This is a genomic window from Sphingomonas sp. AP28, from assembly GCF_056680455.1.
The window spans coordinates 1,351,915-1,371,421 of record NZ_CM155283.1 but is presented as its reverse complement, the minus strand read 5'-3'; the positions used below and the strand labels follow the sequence as shown (position 1 = coordinate 1,371,421).

Below are 19,507 nucleotides of genomic sequence, written 5' to 3'. Positions count from 1 at the left end.
CTCACTTGGCCGCAAGGGTCCGGCGGATCGCGGCGAGGGCGAGCGGGCGCATTACCGCATAGCCGGCGGGGGTCGGGTGGACGCCGTCGCTCGCCAGCCCCGGCTTCATCGCGCCTTCGGGTGTGGCTAGCGCGGTGTAATAGTCGACATAGGTGAAGCCGTTCTTCGCCGCATAGGCCTTTAACCAGCTGTTGATCGCGCGAATCTGCGGCACCGGCTGCTTGTCCTTGCTCCACGGAAAGGCGGCGGCGGGCGGGGTCGAGGCAATGATCACCCTGATACCGTTCGCACGCGCGAGGTCGGCCATGCTGGCGATGTTGCCCTGGACGATTTCCATCGTCGAGGCGCCGGTATTGCCGGCGATGTCGTTAGTACCCGCCATGATGTGGACCGCACGCGGTTTCAGCGCGATCACGTCCTCGCGGAAGCGCACGAGCATCTGCGGCGTGGTCTGGCCGCTGATGCCACGATCGACCAGTCCGCCGGTGAACAGCGCGGCGTCCGCACCGATCCAGTTGTCGGTGATCGAATCGCCCATGAACACCACGCGGACCGGTGTGCGGGATGCCTTGAGCTGTTCGTTCTGCGCGCGGTACCGGCAGAGTTGGCCGAAGTCGCGCGTGAGCATGTGAAGCTTCCATGCCTCCCACCCGGCGCCGTCGGTTGGTGACGAATGCGCAGGGCAGGGGGCGGCGACGATCCCGACCGGGTCACCGGCATAGGGATCGCCCGGGACATTGGTCTGCGCAGCTGCCGGCAACGAGACCAGCCCCATTGCCGCAATGGCGATCTCGCGCATCACTTCGCAGCGACGATCTGGACCAGCGACGCGACATCCTGCCCAGTCGGCAGTTTGCCCGACGCGGTCAGCCGCCGGGTCTTGTCGTCCCAGCGCAGCACCGCCTTGCGCCCGCCCTTGGTCCGATAGTCGTTGGTCACGCCGTCATCGTCGTACAGCGCGAAGCTTGCATCTGCACCGGGATATACCCGGATGCTCTCCAAGGCCTGCGCCGTTGCCGTGCTCGGCACCTGGACGCCCATCGGGATGATCGACCCGGCGCGCACGAACAGCGGGATCTTGTCGATCGGCGCATTGGCCGTGACGGTCTGGCCGCCGGTGAAGCGCTGGTTGGTCCAGTAGTCATACCATTCGGCACCCGCCGGCAGATAGACCTGGCGGCTGGTTTTGCCCTGTTCGGTGACGGGTGCGACCAGGAAGGCGGGGCCGAACATATATTCGTCGCCCATGTCGGCAACGTTGGGATCGTTCGGGAAATCCATGAACAGCGCGCGCATCATCGGCGCATTGCTCTCGTACGTGTGGCGCCCGAGCGAATAGATGTACGGCATCAAAGAATACCGCAGCTTCAGGAAGTTCGCGAGAACCGGCTCGGCCGCTGTGCCGTACTGCCAGATCGCGGTGGCGGGGCGCTGACCGTGGATCCGCAATGTCGGCGTGAACACGCTGTACCCGAACCAGCGCGTGAACAGCTCGGGGTAATCCGCGTAGTCGGGCGCCATCGCGGTCGCACCCGCCGGATCGAGCAGCACGGGACGGGTCGCCTTGGGTCCGTTCGGCCATTGCCAGCCGCCGATGTCGCTGCCCCAATAGGCCATGCCGCTCGCGGTGAAGCCGAGTCCCGCGGGGACCTGCCGGTGCAGCGCCTCCCAGGTCGACTTGATGTCCGACGACCAGAACAGCCCGCCGTTGCGCTGCGCGCCGAGATAGGCCGCGCGCGACAGGATCAGGTTGCGCATCGTCGGGCGATCCTTCGCCGACCCGTCCGCCACGCTCATCGTGTGGAGGAGCGGGAAGACGTTGTGATAACGATCGCCCGAACCGATCGAGTAGAAGCTGCCGTCGGGCACCAGATCCGGCTCGGTCTCGTCGAGCCAGAACCAGTCGAAGCCCTGGCTGGCGATGTTGTCGCGGATCCGGTCCCAGAACCAGTGGCGGGCATCGGGGTTGGTGCTGTCGAGCAACGCGCCGGCGCGATCGGAGCGTATCGGCAGGCCATCGACGACGTTGCCGTCCTTGTCCTTCAGCAACCAGCCCTTGCTCGACAGCAGATTGAAGTAGCGCGATTCTTTTTCGAACCGCGGCCAGACGCTGATGATGGAGTGCATGCCCATCGACTTCAGCTTGTCGTTCATGCCCTTGGGATCGGGGAAGTAATTCCGGTCGATGTCGAGCTGACCCATGCGCGACCAATAGAACCAGTCGAGCACCATGATGTCGAGCGGCAGGCCGCGGCTGCGATACCCGGTGGCGACATCGAGCAATTCCTTCTCGGTCTCGTAGCGCGCCTTGCTCTGTATGAGCCCGAACGCGGCCTTTGGCGGCAGCGGCGTGGCGCCGGTCAGCGTGGCGTAGCCGGCATAGATTTCGTCGGTGGTGGCGCCGGTGATGACGAAGAACGAGACGCGCTCGCCGACGTCCGACTGCCAGTGCGTCGCGCTGTGCAGGCCGGGTGACACGACCGTCGAGGACGGGTTGTCCCAGACGATGCCATAGCCTTTGTTGGTGACCATGAACGGGACGCAGACCGTCTCGCCCGCCGGCGCATCGTAATTGTGGCGGCAGTCGATCGTGCGGCCGCGCAGGTCGAGCTTGCCTTCCTGGTTCTGGCCCAGGCCGTAGTAATGCTCGTCTGCGGGCGAGGCGAAGCTGGCGCCGACGCGGAACGTCTTCTCGCCGTTGACGGTGTGCGGCGCCATTTCCCAGCCGGTCATCTGCGTCAGCATCGAGCCGTCGGGCTTGCGGATCGTCACCGACACGGGCGGCAGCGACGGCGCGAAATAGCGCTCCATCTGCGACGGCGCCTTGGGCCAGGGCTTGGCGTCGACCGAAAGCGACAGCGCGGATGAGGTGAAGACGTCGGCGCCTGCGTCGCTACGGTGCGTCCAGCCGGCGGCATCGGGCTTGGCGTTGGGGCCATCGCCGGGGGGCGCGTCGATCTGCCCGCGGTCGGTCGCGATCGTCACGCGGACGATGTTGGGGGCATAGGCTTCGACCGAAACCAGGCTGCCGTTGCGGTCGACCGTCGCGATCGGTGCGGCAAAGGCGGGAGTGCCGAGCGTGGCGAGCGCGACCCCGATGGCCAACCGTGCGACCAGACGCGACGACCAGCCCCGCGACGAGCGGTCTAGTCGTGACGTCTTGCCGGACTGATTGGACGGCTGCGTGACGACACGGGCTGGGGCAATATGCATTAAAATCCTCTCCACGGGCTTATGCCCTTACGGTAACGCGATCATGGCCGGAACGGCGATTTTGTCGTATAATTGCAGATACGGGAGATGGATCAACTGTATTTCCGTTGATCGTCGCACCCCGGGACTAGAAATCCGGGCGTAGCCCGTTCGCTTTGCGCTCACGGAGAAGGATGCAGTCTTGGTTCGTATGAATAAGCTAATCGCGGGCGTGGCCCTTTCCGTGTCGTTGAGCGGCGGTAGCGCGTCCGCGCAGACCATGACCGAGGTTCCGCGGATCGTCGGCAAGGCGGGTCGGCATGCGCTGATCGTCGACGGTGCGCCGTTCCTGATGCTGGGCGCTCAGGTCAACAACAGCAGCAACTATGCCTCCGCGCTGCCGCAGGTGTGGCCGATGCTCGACCGGATGCATGCCAACACCGTCGAGATCCCGATCGCGTGGCAGCAGGTCGAGCCGGTCGAGGGAAGGTTCGACCTGAGCTTTCTCCAGACGCTGCTCGATCAGGCGCGGACGCATGACAAGCGCGTCGTACTGCTCTGGTTCGGGACGTGGAAGAACACCTCGCCCGGCTACACGCCGGATTGGTTCAAGGCCGACAATCGCCGTTTTCCGCGGATGAAGATGAAGGACGGCACCGACCATTACGTCCATTCGCCGATGTTTCGCGCGACGCTGGAGGCGGACAAGCGCGCGTTCGTCGAGGTGATGAAATATCTTAAGGCGCATGATCCTCAGAACACGGTGATCATGGTGCAGCCCGAGAACGAAGTCGGCAGCTATCGCTCGCCACGCGACTACGGCCCGCAGGCGAATGCGGTGTTTGCCAAGCCCGTGCCCGCCGAACTCGTAAAGGTGCTGAAGAAGCCGGGCGGCAGCTGGACGCAGATGTTCGGCGCGCAGGCCGACCGCGCGTTCAACACCTGGCACACGGCGCGCTTCGTCGATGAAATCGCCGCGGCGGGCAAGGCGATCAAGCCGTTGCCGATGTACGTCAACGCGTCGCTTGCAGGGCCCTCGAACGTGCCTGATCCGACCGGCGTCGCAAGCGGCGGACCGCAGCAGGACGTGCTGGATATCTGGAAGGCGGCGGCGCCTGCGCTCGATTTCCAGGCGCCCGATATCTACGACCGCGATGCGGGCCATGTCGCGCTGTACCTCGATGCGTATGCGCGGCCCGACAATGCGCTGATGGTGCCCGAGATCGGCAATGCGAAGGAGTTTGCGCGGTTCTTCTATGCGGCGCTCGGGCGCGGTGCGATCGGCTATGCGCCGTTCGGCATGGATGACACCGGGTATTTCAACTATCCGCTCGGGGCGAAGGCGCTCGACGACGACACGGTCGACGCGATCGGGCTGAAATACGCAGCCCTTTCGACGATGGCGCGCGACTGGGCGAAGATCGCGTTCGACCATCCGACCTGGGGGGTCGCCAAGCCCGACGTCGGCACGGGCCAGACCACGCCTCAGACCACGACGATGGGCGATTGGACGATCGCCACGAGCTATGGCGAATGGCAGTTCGGGCAGAAGGACTGGACGTGGATCAAGTCCGAGCCGCCGGTCTGGGCGAAGGAGCTGGTCGGCGGCGTCGCGGTGGCGCATCTTTCGCCGAACGAATTCCTGGTGGTTGGCGATCACGTCCGCCTGAACTTCGGGACAGCGAAGGGCGGCCCCAAGAATGGTTCGGTGTTCCGCGTCGAGGAGGGCCGCGTGGTCGACGGGCGCTGGGTGACGAGCCGCATCTGGAACGGCGACCAGACCGATTACGGGATCAACCTGATAACTCCGGTCGTCCTGAAGGTGACGATGGGCAGCTACAGGTAGAGCGGCCAGTTCGACTAATATCGAGCAATCAGACTGATGCGGTTTCGACGGTTCCGAGTTGGTGGCGGGCGGCGCGCTTGCGTGGGCATGCCCGACTTTAGCGATTGGCGTGCTCGCGTTTCGGACTGCAACCGTCCTGTGGTGCGTAACATTGCGGCGCGCCTACCTCGTCAGATGGAGGTTGGCGAACATCGTCACGGAACGCGATCGGTTGATCCCGATCGTTGTCGAGCAGCGTTGAAGAAGTCCGAATTTCCGATCGGTCGTGACGGAACTGTCCCCGCCGTGCATCCTTGATCCGGGCAAGGGGTGATATGACGCGTTTGAGTACCGAACTCGTGACATGGGTCGCGCGGCAGATTTTGCCGCACGAACCCGCGTTGCGGCGGTGGCTTCGAACGGGCTTTCCCGGGATCGACGTGGATGATGTCGTGCAGGAATCCTATTGCCGGCTGGCGGCGGTGCCCGATTTCCGGCGGGTGGAAGATCCGCGGCGGTATCTGTTCCAGACGGCGCGCAACGTCGTTTTGACCGAGTTGCGCCGTGCACGGGTCGTGCGGATCGACGCGGTCGGGACGAGTGCCGATCTCGAACGCGCGCTGGCTGTCGATCATCTGTCACCCGAGCGTATCGTCGCAGGGCGCGGCCTTTTGGCGCGGGTCGAGCATCTGCTCGCTGACCTTCCGGAACGAAGCCGCACGATCTTTCGCATGCGCAAGGTCGAGGGACTGTCGCAACGGGATATCGCGTCGACGCTGGGCATCACGGAAACCATCGTCGAGAATGATCTGGCACGGGGATTGAAGACCATATTGAACGGACTTTCGGCGGAGGATCGCGCCGACCTGCCTGCCCGCACCGTCAGGAGCCGTCATGCGCGACCAGCCTGACGCCATCGAGACGGCGGCGGCGCGGTGGGTCGCTCGGTTGGACCGGGCACCGGACGATGCGGATCTGACGCGCCAGATCGAGGACTGGTGCGCGGAACATCCGCGTCATGCTGGCGCTTTGTTGCGCGCTCGGGCGGTGTGGAGCGGGATCGACTTACAGGGTGCGGACGACGGTTCGGTCGACGTCGCGTTCGAGACCCGACCTTCGTTGTCGCGCCGTCGAATGCTGGTTGCCAGCGGGGGGCTGGCGGTTGCCGCTGCGGCAGTCGGTGCGCTCTGGTTGGGGGCGCGGCGCGAGACTGCGCTGGCCACCGCGGTCGGCGAGCGCCGTATCGCAAAGCTCGACGATGGCTCGACGATCGTCCTCAACACGGCGAGCCGTACGCATGTGCGCATGACGCCCGAGCAACGCTCGGTCGCGCTCGATGACGGCGAGGCATGGTTCGCGGTGGCGAAGGACCATGCGCGACCGTTCATCGTCTCTGCGGGCGACGTCCGCGTGCGTGCGGTCGGAACCGCCTTCGCGGTCCGGCGCCATGTCGGCCGCGCCGAGGTGACCGTGACCGAGGGGCGCGTTAGGGTCTGGTCGGTCGCCGTGCCGGAACGGTTCGTCACGCTCGACGCGGGCAAGCACGCGGTGGTCGCCGACGCGTCCGGCACCGCCGAGACGATCGTGTCGACCGCCAGACCTGCCGAGACGCTGGCGTGGCGAAAGGGCGAGATCGTGCTCGACGGCATGACACTCGGCGACGCGGCCGCCGAGTTCAACCGCTACAACGCGCGCCAATTGTCGGTCGAGGCGCCACTGGCGGACCGCCGGATCGTCGGCTGGTTCCGGACCGATGACATGGAAGGCTTCGCGCGGTCGGCGGCGGCGATGACGGGCGCGCGGATCGAGCGCGACGGCAGCGACCTTAGGGTCGTCGAATAAATCCGAAACGGGCTGACGGAAACCCGCCGGCCGCGCATCTCTACCGACAGACGCGCTCAAGACGCGTTCGGGACATCGCAGGGGAGGAATATCATGCGTTCACAACTGTATACGGGGCTGGTGTTGGCCAGCGCCCTGGTCGTCGCGTCGCCCGCCGTCGCTTTTGGACAGACCCGCAGCTTCGACATCGCGGCACAGCCTGCGTCGAGCGGCATCGTTGCGTTCGCGCGACAGGCCGGTATCCAGATCATCGCGCCCGAGGATGCCACGCGCGGTCGGCGGATCGTCGCGATCCGCGGCAATCTCGCGGTCGCCGACGGGCTTCGCCGCATCGCTACCGCATCCGGCCTGAGGCTGGTGTCGTTCGACGGCCGCACCGCCGTGCTTGCGACCGGTGCCGTCGCCGCGCCGCAAGTATCGCAGACCGATCCGGCGACCCCGGTCGGCGTCCAGCCCGAGACGCAGCAGGCCAGCAACGAACTCAACGAGATCGTCGTCACCGGCACGCGCGCCCGGGGCCAGACCGTCCTGACCTCGTCGTCGGCGGTCACCGTCGCGACCCGCGAGGATCTGGACCGCAAGGCGCCGCGCTCGACCGCGCAGGCGCTCGAGCTGATCCCGGGCGTGTTCGTCGAGGGATCGGGCGGCGAGGTGTCGAACAACTTCTCGGTCCGCGGCCTCGCTGGTGGTGGCCAGCAATTCGTGCAGTTGCAAGAGGACGGGCTGCCTGTCTTCTACATCAACGCGCTGAGCGACACGATTTTGAAGCAGGAAGTCTCGATCGACCGGCTCGAAGCGGTGCGCTCGGGCTCGTCGGGCATCCTGACGGTCAACGGTGCCGGCGCGACGGTCAACTTCATCACGCGCAAACCCGATTTCGACACGTCCGGCGGCACGTTCCAGCTGACTACGTCGAGCTTCGGCACGGCACGCGTCGACGCGTTCATGACCAAGCCGATCGCCGAGAACACCGCGATCTCGCTGGGCGGGTTCTACCGCAAGGACGACGGCATCCGCGATCCGGGCTATGACGCGAACCATGGCTTCATCTTCCGCGGTGCGATCGCGCAGCGCTGGACCGGCGGCAAGCTGACGCTGTCGGCCAAGGTCGTCGACGACAGCAACATCTTCTATGTCGGCATTCCGCTGACGGGCGTCGGCGATCCGAAATCGATTCCCGGCCTGTCCGCGACCCACGGCCTGCTGCAGAGCCGCGACTTCGCCCTCGTCCGGACGCGCACCTCGCCGACGACCGGGCGGTCGTTCCAGCCGATCGACCTCGAAGACGGCGTCCACACCAAGGCGCAGTCCTACGGCTACGACCTGACGCAGGACATCGGCAGCGAATTGAACTTCTTTGCGCGCGGCCGCTACACGAACTTCGGCACCGACTTCAACTCGATCTTCTCGTACGACAATTCCGGACTGGGACTCGCGTCGGACCGGTTGGCGAACAACCCGACCAGCGCGCAGACGCTCGCGCGGTTCGCGCCGCAGGGGGCCAACAAGCTCGGCATCCGCTACGTCGATACCGGCCAGGTCATCACCGGCACCGCGGCGCTCAACGCGATCAACGGCAACGGTCTGCTCGCCGAGAGCGTGATCGGCCGCAATCGTGCGTCGGTAAAGGAGTTCAACAGCGATACCGGAATCACGTGGCAGACGCCGACCAACTCGCTGACGCTGGGCGGGTTGTTCACGCGGTCAAGCCGCTACAACGACGCGATCGGTGCCTCTACGTTCCTGACCGACGTGCAGGATCGGGCGCGCCGCGTCGACGTGGTCGCACTGAATGCGGCCAACGCCGTCGTCGGTTCGCTGACCGAGAACGGCTTCCTGACCTATGGCACGTTCGGCGAAGGCCCGAGCCGCGCCAAGTTCAGTTCAATCTCGGCCTATGCCACCGACCAGCTGACGTTGTGGGACAAGCTGCGGATCGACGGCGGCGCGCGGTTCGAGCATTTCGTGTTCAACCGACTGGCGGGCGACACGCTCAACCGTGCGCCGGTCCCCGGTTCGGGCACCTATGACGCTGCGGGGAATTTGCTGGTCGACAACGATAACATCATCGCCAACAACTACATCAACAACAGCTTTGCCGGCACGTACACGGCGCAGCGTCGCGAGTTCAACAAGGTCGCGTGGACGCTGGGCGCAAACTACCTGATCACCCCGCGCCTCGCAGTCTATGGCCGCTATGCCACCGGGTTCCAGGCGCAGGAGCAGAACACGCCGACCAACCTGCGCTTCGCGGAAGGCGGCGTGCGCTATTCGAGCAGCTTCCTGCAGGCATCGATCACCGGCTTCTACACCAAGTTCCTCGACTACCCGCAGTCGCGCGACATCACCTCGACCGTCGGCGGCGTGCAGATCACGCAGCAGCTGACCGCCAATTCGGGGATCAAGGTGTATGGCGGCGAGTTCGACGTGACGCTGCGCCCGACGACCTGGTTCCGCCTGCAGGCAAGCGGCGTGATCCAGGATTCGAGCATCAGCATCGGTGAGTTGATCGCACGCCGCAACGGTGTCGTCGTGGATCTCAACACGATCGATCCTGCGCTACGGGCGACCGTGCAGGGCTTCGGCGGCAATCGGCCCGAGCGTACGCCGGCGCTCAACATCAACGTTACGCCGGCGATCGTGCTGCCGAACAATCTGGGCGAGATTTATGGCAGCTGGAAGCGGATCGGGAAGATCTATGCCGACGTGTCCAACTCGCTCGAACTGCCCGCCTATTCGGTGTTCTCGGCCGGCGTGCTGTTCCGGCTCGACGAAGGTGTGTCGTTGTCGGCGAGCGTCGAGAATATCGGCAACGTGATCGGGCTGACCGAAGGCAATCCGCGCGGCGGGTTCGTCGAGAACACCGGCCGGAACACGTATTTCGCGCGTCCGATCAACGGCCGCAACGCGGTGGCGAGCGTGCGCTTCGACTTCTAGGTCCCCCCCCTTGGGCGCGGTTCACCCCAGCCGCGCCCCTTTTTCTTCGGAGACATCATGATCCGCTTCACCTCCGCGCTGGCGCTCGTCGTCGCGCTTGCCGGCGGTGTCGCCGGATCCGCCCAGCGCACGCCCGTCGACGACCGGGCCGAGCGCGACACGGCACCGCTCGCGTTCCGGATCGACGAAGGGCGCAACATCAATGCGTTCGTGCGCGATGGCCAGACGGCGGCGCACCTGCTGTTGCGATCGGGCGACATGCCGCGCATCCTGTCGGCGTTTCCTGCGGGCAACAGTGCGGTCGGCTTGTGGTTCGACAAGATCGACCGGCCCGCGACCTGGACGCTTGATACACCGCCAACGCCGTCGCCGATGACGGATGCGAAGGGGCGGCCGTTGCATGCGGTGCAGGCGGTCGCCAGCATCGACGTGCCGGTGCTGCGCTTCCGGCAGGCGGTGCTCTCGTCGATCCGGGTGCTGCGCGACTACGAGGCGCTGGGGAAGGCGCCTGCCGAGATCCTGGTGGCGGGGCGCTACGACGCGGATCTTCGCGGCGGGCCGGGGATGGTCTGGGCGCGCGACCGGCTTGACGGTGCGGCAGGCTATGTCCTGTCGGTTCGCGGGCTCGACGGTGCGATCGTTGACAAGGACGGCATCCGCGCGGGGAAGGGCGGGCGTATCCGGATCGCGATCGTCGCGGGTAGTGGCGAGACGCCGCTCACTCCGCTTGGCGGCGACGCGCTGCTGACCAGTGGCGCGCGGGCCGATCCGCGTGCCCGTAATGCGCTGTCGTACCTATCGTACAAGGAGAAGTTCCTGGCAGGGTCGTGGCGCTTCGACACGTATTTCGGGCGCGACACGCTGATGTCGCTACGGCTGCTGATGCCTGTGCTGCAGCCGGCGGCGGTCGAGGACGGCCTCGGCGCGGTGCTGGCGCGGCTCGCGGCCAATGGCGAGGTCGCGCACGAGGAGGATATCGGCGAGTTCGCGGTGCTTCGGAATGCGAAGGAAGGCCGCGGGCGGGTCGCGTCGCCGGTCTATGATTACGCGATGGTCGACGACGACTTCATGCTGGCGCCGGTGGCGCGGGCCTGGCTGTTGGACGCACCGCGTGGTCGCGCGCGTGCTGCCGCCTTTCTCGCCGCGCCGGCGGGCAAGGGGTTGCGGCAGGGCGACCTGATCGCGCGAAACTTCGCCTGGGTCGTCGATCGCACGGCCGCGTTTGCCGCGCGGCCGGGCTACAAGGCGCTGGTCGCGATCAAGGCGGGGCGGTTGACCGGCCAGTGGCGCGACAGCGAGGAAGGGCTGGGACGCGGCCGGTACGCGTATGACGTGAATGCGGTGTGGGTGCCCGCCGCGCTGGCCGCGATCGAACGGTTTGCCGCCAGTGGCCTGCTCGATCGCTACGGCACGCCGGAGGATCGCGCGGCGATGGCGAAGGCCGCGGCGCAGGCGCAAGTCTGGCAGCGCGCCGCGCCGCGGTTGTTTGCGATGACCGTGCCGAACGCGGAGGCGAGCGCCGACATCGCCGCCTATGCGCGCAACGTCGGCGTGCCGCCTGCACCTGCCCTGGCATCGCTCGGGACCGCGCCGCTCGCGTTCAACGCGTTGTCGCTCGACGATGCGGGAAAGCCCGTGCCGGTGGTGCATTCCGACGACGGGTTCGCGCTGTTGTTCGGCACGCCTTCGCCGGCCGATCTCGATCGATCGGTCGATGCGATGATGCGACCGTTCCCGGCGGGGCTGATGACCGATGTCGGGTTGCTCGTCGCCAACCCGGCCTTTGCGCCGGCGGACGTGCAGGGCCGGTTCGGCGCGACCGCCTATCACGGGACGGTGGTGTGGTCGTGGCAGCAGGCGATCCTCGCCGCGGGGCTCGATCGCCAGTTGTCGCGCAGCGATCTTCCGGGGGTGACGCGGCGCCGGCTGACGTCGGCGCGCACGCGGTTATGGCGTGCGATCGACGCGGCGGGCGAGGTGCGGACGTCGGAGCTTTGGTCCTGGGCGTACGCGAACGGGCGCTACACCGTCGCGCCGTTCGGTGCGTCGAGTGCGGATGTCGACGAGTCCAATGCGGCGCAATTGTGGAGCACGGTGTTTCTCGCGCTCCGCCCGCCCGCCGCGCTTCGTCCGCAGAAGTGACGATCGACCGTCGCGCGCTGCTCACGCGGGCAGGACTGCTTGCCGCGGCGGCTGCGGTGCCGATGCCGGCAGGAGCGGCGGCGCGACGGATCGACGATTTGATCGCGGCGATGACGATCGAGGAGAAGGCCGGCCAGCTCAGTTGCTTCAACGACGACGTCCGCCCAATCGGTGCGGTGTTCAACCCGGTCGTCAATGCCAGCAGCGCGGACGCCATGCTGGCGCGGGTGCGTGCCGGCCAAATCGGGATGCTGTTCAACGGCTACGGCGTCGCAGGCGCGCGACGGTTGCAGGCGGCGGCGTTGCAGAGCCGGTTGCAGATCCCGCTCGTGCTGGCCGCCGACGTCATCCACGGCTGTCGCACGATCTTTCCGATCCCGCTTGCCGAGGCCGCGGCGTTCGACCCGGACCTGTCCGAACGCGCGGCGCGGGCAGTTGCGCGCGAGGCGACGGCGGGCGGTCTCCACTGGACCTTCGCGCCGGTGGTCGACGTCGCGCGCGACCAACGCTGGGGACGCGTGGCGGAGGGGGCGGGCGAGGACGTGTATCTCAACCGCCTGCTCGCGGTCGCGCGGGTACGCGGGTTCCAGGGCCCCGACCTGAAGCGCGCCGACGCGATGTTGGCGACGCCCAAGCATTTCGCGGGGTATTCGGCGGTGCGCGGCGGCATGGAATATGCCGCGGTCGACATGAGCGAGGCGGAACTGCGCGAGACTTATCTCCCGCCGTTCGCGGAAGCGTTCGCGGCGGGGGCCGGCGCGACGATCGCTTCGTTCACCGATTTCGGCGGCGTGCCGGTGACGGCGAACCGCCATCTGCTGACCGATGTCCTGCGCGGCGAGCTTGGGTTCGCCGGCGTTTGCGTGTCGGATTACGACGCCGACCGGGAATTGATCGCGCACGGGATCGCGGCGGACGAGGCCGACGCCGCGCGGCTGTCGATCCTCGCCGGGATCGACGTGTCGATGCAGAGCGGGCTGTATAATCGCCACCTGCCTTCGTTGGTCGCGAGTGGCGCGGTACCGATTACGGCCGTTAATCAAGCGGTGCGCCGGGTGCTCGCGTTGAAGGAGGCGCTAGGGCTGTTCGACGATCCCTACCGGTCGATGGACGCGCGGGTCGAACGCCGCGAGACGCGCAGCCCGGCGATCCGGCGTATCGCGCGCGAGGTCGCGACGCGCGCGATCGTGTTGCTGAAGAACGAGGGCGAGCTCCTGCCCCTGCCGCGGGCCGGCAAGCGGATCGCGCTGATCGGGCCATTTGCTGCCGATCGTGCCAACCTCGACGGGCCCTGGTCGTTCGCCGGTGAACAGGGGGTGGGGATCGACCTCGCGACCGGACTCCGTGCGCGGCTGGTGGACCCGACGTCGTTGATCGTCGAGCCGGGATCGGGCGTTCACGACCCTCTCCCCGGCGGCATCGCGCGCGCTGTTGCAGCGGCGCGACGTGCGGACGTCGTGCTGCTGGCGGTCGGCGAGGCGGGCGATATGTCCGGGGAGGGCAACAGCCGGGTCGAGATCGACGTCCCCGCCGCCCAACGCGCGCTTGCCGAAGCGGTCGCCGCGACCGGTACACCGGTCGTCGTGCTGTTGCGCCACGGTCGCGCGCTGGTGCTGGACGGCGCGATCCGCAATGCGCCGGCGATACTTGCGACGTGGTTTCTCGGCGAAGCGACCGGCGATGCGGTCGGCGACGTGATCTTCGGGATCGAGGGGCCGTCCGGCCACCTGCCGGTCAGCTTCCCGTTCGCGAGTGGACAACAACCCTGGTCCTACGATCACCGCGCGACCGGCCGCCCCGCGACCGATGCCGACCCGGTGGAAGGCGGCCGCGCGCGGTGGCGCGATGCGCCGGACCGTGCGCTGTATTCTTTCGGTCACGGGCTGACCTATGGTCGCCTGACGCTCGAGGACGTCGCCTTGCCCAAGACCATGGCATGGGACGGCGAACTCGCGATCGAAGGGAATGTCCGCAATGCCGGTGACCGCGATGCCGTTGCGCTCGTCCAGCTGTACATCCACGACCGCGTCGCCAGCCGCACGCGGCCGGTCCAGCAACTCAAGCGGTTCGTACGCGTCGACGTGGGGGCGGGCGATCGTCGGAAGTTCACGATGAACCTCACTCGCGCCGACCTGGCTTTTGTCGCCCAGGACGGCACGGTGCGAGCAGAGCCGGGCGATTTCGATGTTCGGATCGCGTTGAACGGGCCCAGTGGTGGAACACGTCTGTCGTTCGATCTGGCACCTAAGATACCGAAGTCGTAGGCGTCATCGGCTCGGATCGGCGCAGCAGGCCGGCCATGTCGTAAACGTGGCATCGATCGCCGCGCATTTCGTGATGCCGAGCATCGCCGTCTACTGCGCGACCAAATACGCGGTCTGGGCGATCACGGAAGGGTTGCGCCAGGAGCATGACGACATCCGGGCGACGATCAATTCACCCGGAGTCGGGGCTACCGCGCTGGCATCACCGACCCGGATATCGCCACCGCGCCGACCAGGTCGCGTCGGAAGTTGCTGACTTCCGACGCGAGCGCGCGCGATCCGGTACGCACTGGAGCAGCCGGACGGCGTGGACATCAGCGAGGTGATCGTCTGCCCGACCGCAGCCGGCATGTAGGCGACGCTGCGCAACCGGTCCGGGCGGGCTTTCTGTCCGCCCGGACCGGTCGTCGAGGTGAGCAGGCGTCTGCGACCGAGACGAACGAAGCCGTCCAGGTGAGCAGGGGGGCTTCCTGCGGAAGGCTTCTGGCCGCGAGAACGTGATGTGTGGATTGACGCCTAGGGCGACGTGTCGGACAACCGACGTAATCTGCGCCTTATTTCTTGGGTCGGGTTGCAAGCCAGCCGCTATCGGCCAGCCAGTCTTGCAGGCGGTCGGGCCAATGCAGGATCGAGGTCCGGTTCGACTCGTCGAGATTGAACGCATGGCCGCTGTCGGCATACATGTGCAGTTCGGCCGACACGCCACTTTTGCGCAGCTGTTCGTAAAGCGCGACCGTCGGTGCCGCGCAGCAGGGATCGCGGCTGCCGGCGACCAGGAACGCGGGGGGTGCGTTGGCGACGGCGGTGGCGGGGATGCCTTTTGGTCCGGGGAAGACCAGCACTTGAAAGTCGGGGCGAGCGGACTGTCCGTCGATCGCATCGACGGCGCCGCGTCGGACAGGCTCGGGATTGTCGGCGATCAGCGACACGAGTTCGCCTCCTGCCGAAAAGCCCATCGCACCGACTCGCGACGGATCGATGCCATAGTCTGCGGCGTGCGCGCGCACCCAGCGCAGCGCGCGCCGCGCGTCGTTTGCGGCATCGCCCTCGACCGAATATTTCGAACCGGGCTCGTTCGCGAGGCGGTATTTGAGCACGAACGCGGTCACCCCCATGCGGTTCAGCGCGGTCGCGACCTTGGTGCCCTCGTTCGTCCAGACCAGCAGTTTGTGCCCGCCGCCGGGCATGATCACCATTGCTGCCCCGTTACGGTTCGCGGGGCTGGCGGGAAACGCGAGCAGCGACGGATCGTGGATGTTGCGGATCCAGTAATCGCGGCCGATCTCCGCCTCCCCGCGACGCGCAGCCGAGCCCGGTGCGCCGTCGGGCCAGAGCTTGATCGCGGTGTAGCGGGGCGGCTGCTCCGGCGCCGGGTCCTGTCCTGCCAAAGGAACGGTTGCGAGGGTCGCCGCCACCAGCAGCGCGATGGAGGCGAAAACAGGCCGCATCACTTCACCTCCGCCGTCGCGGCCATCGCCGCGCGTGCGGCGAGAATGTAGGCCGAGGTCGTGCTGACGGTATATTCGTTTTCGAACCACAGGAACGGCCAGTCGGCCTTCAGTTCGGGAAAGTTGGGCTTCACGATCAACACGCCGGGCACCATCCCGCCCGGGATGAAGCTGTAGTCCGCGCGGTTGTGCCCGTAGCCGACCAGCTTCGACGCGGTGCCGACGGTCGACACCAGCGACAGGTTGTTCGCCGGATGCCGTCCCAGCACATAGTCGATCGCGTCGAGCGTGTAACGGGTTCCGACCAGCTCGGGGAACGCCTTGTGCACCAAGTACATCGTCGTACCGAAGCTGACGACCTGGTTCGAGCCCGCCCAGGACCCATCGCTGATCGGCACGCCGAACGGGTTCTCGGCCTGCTCCCGGTCGGCCTTGGCCTTCATGTCGCGGACCAGCGGCAGCAGCTGCGCGCGGTATACGGCGTCCATGTACGGGATTGCGCGCACGGCGGACCCCGCAATGCGTTCAAAATTCTGGCGGACGACGGGAAGCAATGCGCGCAGGCGGTTCGCATAAAGCGGGTCGCCTTTGCTGGTGATCAGCAACTCCACGGTCGCCGCGACATTGGCGCCCTCGGCGGAGCGCGGGGAGGTCGAGTCGTCGCGTCCGTCGCCCGCCGCCACGACGCCGTGCTGTTGCCGGCTCCACAAGGTCTTCGCCGCCGCCAGCGCTTCCGACGCCATTTTTGGATCGCTCGCCGCAAGCGTACGCGCGGCTCCGGCGAGCGCGCCTGCGACCAGCAGGTTGTTGGCGGGAAGATCGGTGGTGAACGCCCAGCGATCGTCCTGTGCGCCCGACGCTCCAGCCTTGCGCTCGGCCGGCTTGAGCGACGGGTCGAACGTCAGTCCATCGGTCTGCGACCCCGCGTCGCCTAGATGGGCATATTGGCGCAGCGCCGGATCGACGATGCCGACGATCGCGTGTCCGAATACCTTGTATTGGGCGAGCAGCTGCAGCGTGCCGTGGCGGATCTGCTGGAGCGAATCCTCGATGCCGTCGGGCTTGCGGATCTCGACCGCGCGTGCCGCCTCATCAATGCTCGTTTCGTCCCAGTCGAGTCCGAACAACTCGCGTGCCCAGACGAGGTCGCGCACCACCGATGCGTTTTCGGGCGTCTGAATGTCGTAGTCGCCCGCATCCTGCCAGCCGCCCACCGCGAGACCGGGGATATGCTCGCCGGCCTTGAACGGCGAGTCGAGGCTGGCGCCCATCTTGTAGCCGTCGAAATGGACGATGTTCGGTGGTGCCTGGCGCGCGTCGTCGAGGTGCGACGGGGCGGACCAGACGCGATATTGCTCGCGGATTCCGACATGGTCCATCTGCTCGGCCATGAACGTATCGAGCGAGGTCTGCCAGATCCGGTCGTATGCATCGGCCGAAATCCGGAACGGATTGGTCGTCCGCCCAGCATAGGAAATAGCGTAGATACCGGGTGCGCGTACGCTCGAAAAGTCGAACGCCGCGTAATCGTAGCGCGTCCAGTGTCCACGCGGCTGGGTCCTGGCGCGAAGTACCGACTGTTGCCGACCGTCCGCGGTCAACCTGACCAGCTCCGCTTCTCCCGGTGCCGCGAAGTTCGGGTCGAGCTCGATCCGCGCGACCTTGGGACGGGCAGGGGTGTAGCCGGCCTGGTTGAACGAGACGACGGGCTGTCGCGTCCAGTTCTTCACGACGTTGGGGCGGACATGCCAGACGACCGCGTTGTCCTTGGCACCGGCCGCGATCATCGATCGGACGACGAACCAGCCGTTCTGCGCACGCGCACGCGCATCGTAGAGCGCCAGCGGACCCTGGTCGGACGTGATGGTGACGCGAGTCATCGGGTCCTCTGGTGCGAGCGTGATCGACTTGCCACCCGACGCCAGCGGCAGCGGATCGCCGGAGCCGTCCTTCGCCATCGGCCCGGTCGGGTGGCGCGGGAACAACCCCGGCGCCGTATCCAGCAGATAGGACTTTCCGAAATAAGCGGTCGGCAGGAAGTCGAGATTGAACCCCGCCTTGCCGACCAGGTTCGCCGGCAACGGGCGGTCGAGATCGACGGCGATCCGGAACCCTTCGCCCTCGGCGGTGACCTTGACGCTATAGTCGAGCTTGGCGTCCTTGTACGCGGAGCGCACCACCAGCTGGTTGGGTTCGGTGCCGCGCGTGCGACTGATGAAGGCAGGAACCCGCGCCCATTGCTCGGGAGTGTTGTCGAGGCGCACCGCCCCGTCGGTGGCGATCCGGTCGCCGTGCAGCACGATCTGGATTCCGGCATTCTTTTCATCGAAGAAGATCGGGCTGAACTGGTTCTGATCGACGATGACGCTCAACCCCTGCGTCTCGAGCGTTTCGGCGGGGCTAACCGTCAGCGATTGCGCGCAGACCACGCTGGAAACTGTACAGAGGCTCACCGAAGCGAGGACGGTGGCGATGCTCTTGCGTGGCACAATCTCTCCTGTCGAACGTCGTGGCCGGAGGCGCGCTTGGTCGCGTCGCTCTCCGGCGGAGTATCGTAAACGTGGGACGGCCGGGTCGGTTACGCGGTCTTCAGCCAGCCATGCATCGCCATCCAGCGAGTGAACTCGTCGAACCAGCCGGTGCTGGTGGTCGTCTTCGGGTACATGCCGAAGCCGTGACCACCCTGTTCGAAAAGATGGAACTCGACAGGCCGCTTGGCCGCGCGCCAGCTGTCGATCAGTCCATAGCCGCCATTGCCGAAGAACGGATCGTCCGCCGCCAGAGCGACGAACATCGGCGGCGCATCGGCCGGAACCGTCATGGCGGCGAGCGGTCCGTAGATGTTGCCGATGAAGGCGGGCTTCGCATCCTGCCCAGCGACGGTCGTCGCCATCGTCAGCATCGCACCCGCGGAAAAGCCGACCATGCCGATGCGGGCGGGATCGACATGCCATTCCCCGGCACGCTTGCGGACCGTGGCGAACGCCGCCCGCGCATCGGCGATCTGCGGCGCAAGGCCGGCCATCATCGCAGCAGCGCTTGGACGCGGCGGCCGCGTGCCCTGTGGCGCGGGCCGCGCGAACGTCGCGAGATCCTGTGGTGTCGGGTTCAGGCGATATTTCAAAACGAACGCAGCGACGCCTTTCGCGGCAAGCGCACGCGCGACGTCCCAGCCCTCGTTCTCCATCGACAGCGTCTGGAACCCACCGCCCGGCGCGACGATCACCGCGGTGCCGGTGGCCTTGGCAGGATCCGGCAGGAAGGGGGTCAGTGTCGCGACGGTGACGTTGCGGGCGAACACGCTGCCATATTGGCTGTGCCACGCCTCCGGCGCAGTCGCTCCCGGGAGTTTACCGGTACCGAGCGCGATTGCGTCGGGCTGTGCCGGGATCGCGATCGGCGCCATGGTATCGGACTGGGCCAGCGCCGGCGCGCTCAAGGCAATCGCCAGACTGGAGAGGCATAAAAGCGGGTGTCCCACCCATCGACGAACGGCGTTCATGCGGAACCCGAATCCCATAGTCGCTCTCCCATTTTTATCGTTCTTTCGCCAACGATATCGATAGCGCTACCATAGTACAATGGTCCTCGGTTCGCTTTTGGACGTGTGCGATATGCCGAGACGGCGCGGCTTAATTGCGAAGGACGCAATTGCTGCGAATGCTGCAAGTCGAGCGGTCGCTACTGGGCGGGCATTCCAGTCTTCGGCGCAGGGACGAACGTGCGAGCAGGGCTGGCCGATTGGTGGGATCAAGCCCCGGTGCGCTCCCCAAGCCGTGATCGAGGCTGCTCGATACCGGTACCGTCGTCAGGGTCGGGGACCGACTGTCATACGATCGCGCGCACCGAATATCGGG

12 protein-coding genes are annotated in these 19,507 nt (G+C 66.6%); 7 read left to right on the top strand and 5 right to left on the bottom strand.

All coding sequences use genetic code 11. The features are described from left to right. Position 1: 1 nt before the first annotated feature. Together AC1MH0_RS06260 and AC1MH0_RS06255 are read right to left on the bottom strand one after the other, a co-directional pair. Positions 2–799 (bottom strand): SGNH/GDSL hydrolase family protein, encoded by a 798-nt coding sequence (locus AC1MH0_RS06260; protein ID WP_480965167.1) that lies wholly within the window; start codon positions 797–799, stop codon positions 2–4. After that, a complete protein-coding gene (locus tag AC1MH0_RS06255) occupies positions 799–3,213 on the bottom strand; it encodes a glycoside hydrolase family 31 protein (protein WP_480965166.1) in 2,415 nt (804 codons plus the stop codon). The genes AC1MH0_RS06260 and AC1MH0_RS06255 overlap by 1 nt, the downstream gene beginning before the upstream one ends. Positions 3,214–3,403: 190 nt before the next feature. Between AC1MH0_RS06255 and AC1MH0_RS06250 the strand changes: the two genes are divergently transcribed. The 7 genes from AC1MH0_RS06250 to AC1MH0_RS06220 all read left to right on the top strand — a co-directional run bounded on the left by AC1MH0_RS06250 (position 3,404) and on the right by AC1MH0_RS06220 (position 14,458). Further along, a complete protein-coding gene (locus AC1MH0_RS06250) occupies positions 3,404–5,038 on the top strand; it encodes a DUF5597 domain-containing protein (RefSeq protein WP_480965165.1) in 1,635 nt (544 codons plus the stop codon). A 314-nt stretch (positions 5,039–5,352) separates the two neighbouring features. Continuing rightward, on the top strand, positions 5,353–5,928 hold the full coding sequence (locus AC1MH0_RS06245; protein ID WP_480965164.1) for an RNA polymerase sigma factor: 576 nt from the start codon (positions 5,353–5,355) through the stop codon (positions 5,926–5,928). Then, positions 5,912–6,859, top strand: coding sequence for a FecR family protein (locus AC1MH0_RS06240; protein WP_480965163.1), 948 nt, complete (start codon positions 5,912–5,914; stop codon positions 6,857–6,859). The genes AC1MH0_RS06245 and AC1MH0_RS06240 overlap by 17 nt, the downstream gene beginning before the upstream one ends. A 93-nt stretch (positions 6,860–6,952) precedes the next feature. Then, positions 6,953–9,796 carry a TonB-dependent siderophore receptor gene (locus AC1MH0_RS06235; RefSeq protein WP_480965162.1) on the top strand — a complete coding sequence of 948 codons (2,844 nt, stop codon included), beginning with the start codon at positions 6,953–6,955 and terminating at the stop codon, positions 9,794–9,796. A 57-nt stretch (positions 9,797–9,853) separates the two neighbouring features. Beyond that, entirely contained in the window at positions 9,854–11,938 is a 2,085-nt protein-coding gene (locus AC1MH0_RS06230; protein WP_480965161.1) for a hypothetical protein, read from the top strand. Beyond that, entirely contained in the window at positions 11,935–14,202 is a 2,268-nt protein-coding gene (locus AC1MH0_RS06225) for a glycoside hydrolase family 3 N-terminal domain-containing protein (RefSeq protein ID WP_480965160.1), read from the top strand. Before AC1MH0_RS06230 ends, AC1MH0_RS06225 begins: the two co-directional genes overlap by 4 nt. After that, entirely contained in the window at positions 14,150–14,458 is a 309-nt protein-coding gene (locus AC1MH0_RS06220; protein ID WP_480965159.1) for an SDR family oxidoreductase, read from the top strand. Before AC1MH0_RS06225 ends, AC1MH0_RS06220 begins: the two co-directional genes overlap by 53 nt. A 298-nt stretch (positions 14,459–14,756) precedes the next feature. On the opposite strand, the gene AC1MH0_RS06215 is transcribed toward AC1MH0_RS06220, so the two are convergent. The 3 genes from AC1MH0_RS06215 to AC1MH0_RS06205 form a co-directional block, all read right to left on the bottom strand. After that, complete coding sequence (locus AC1MH0_RS06215) at positions 14,757–15,650, bottom strand: alpha/beta hydrolase (protein ID WP_480965158.1); 894 nt, start codon at positions 15,648–15,650, stop codon at positions 14,757–14,759. Next, positions 15,650–18,139, bottom strand: coding sequence for a glycoside hydrolase family 9 protein (locus tag AC1MH0_RS06210; RefSeq protein WP_480965157.1), 2,490 nt, complete (start codon positions 18,137–18,139; stop codon positions 15,650–15,652). The genes AC1MH0_RS06215 and AC1MH0_RS06210 overlap by 1 nt, the downstream gene beginning before the upstream one ends. Before the next feature lie 89 nt (positions 18,140–18,228). After that, on the bottom strand, positions 18,229–19,152 hold the full coding sequence (locus tag AC1MH0_RS06205) for an alpha/beta hydrolase (protein ID WP_480965686.1): 924 nt from the start codon (positions 19,150–19,152) through the stop codon (positions 18,229–18,231). Positions 19,153–19,507: the final 355 nt, after the last annotated feature.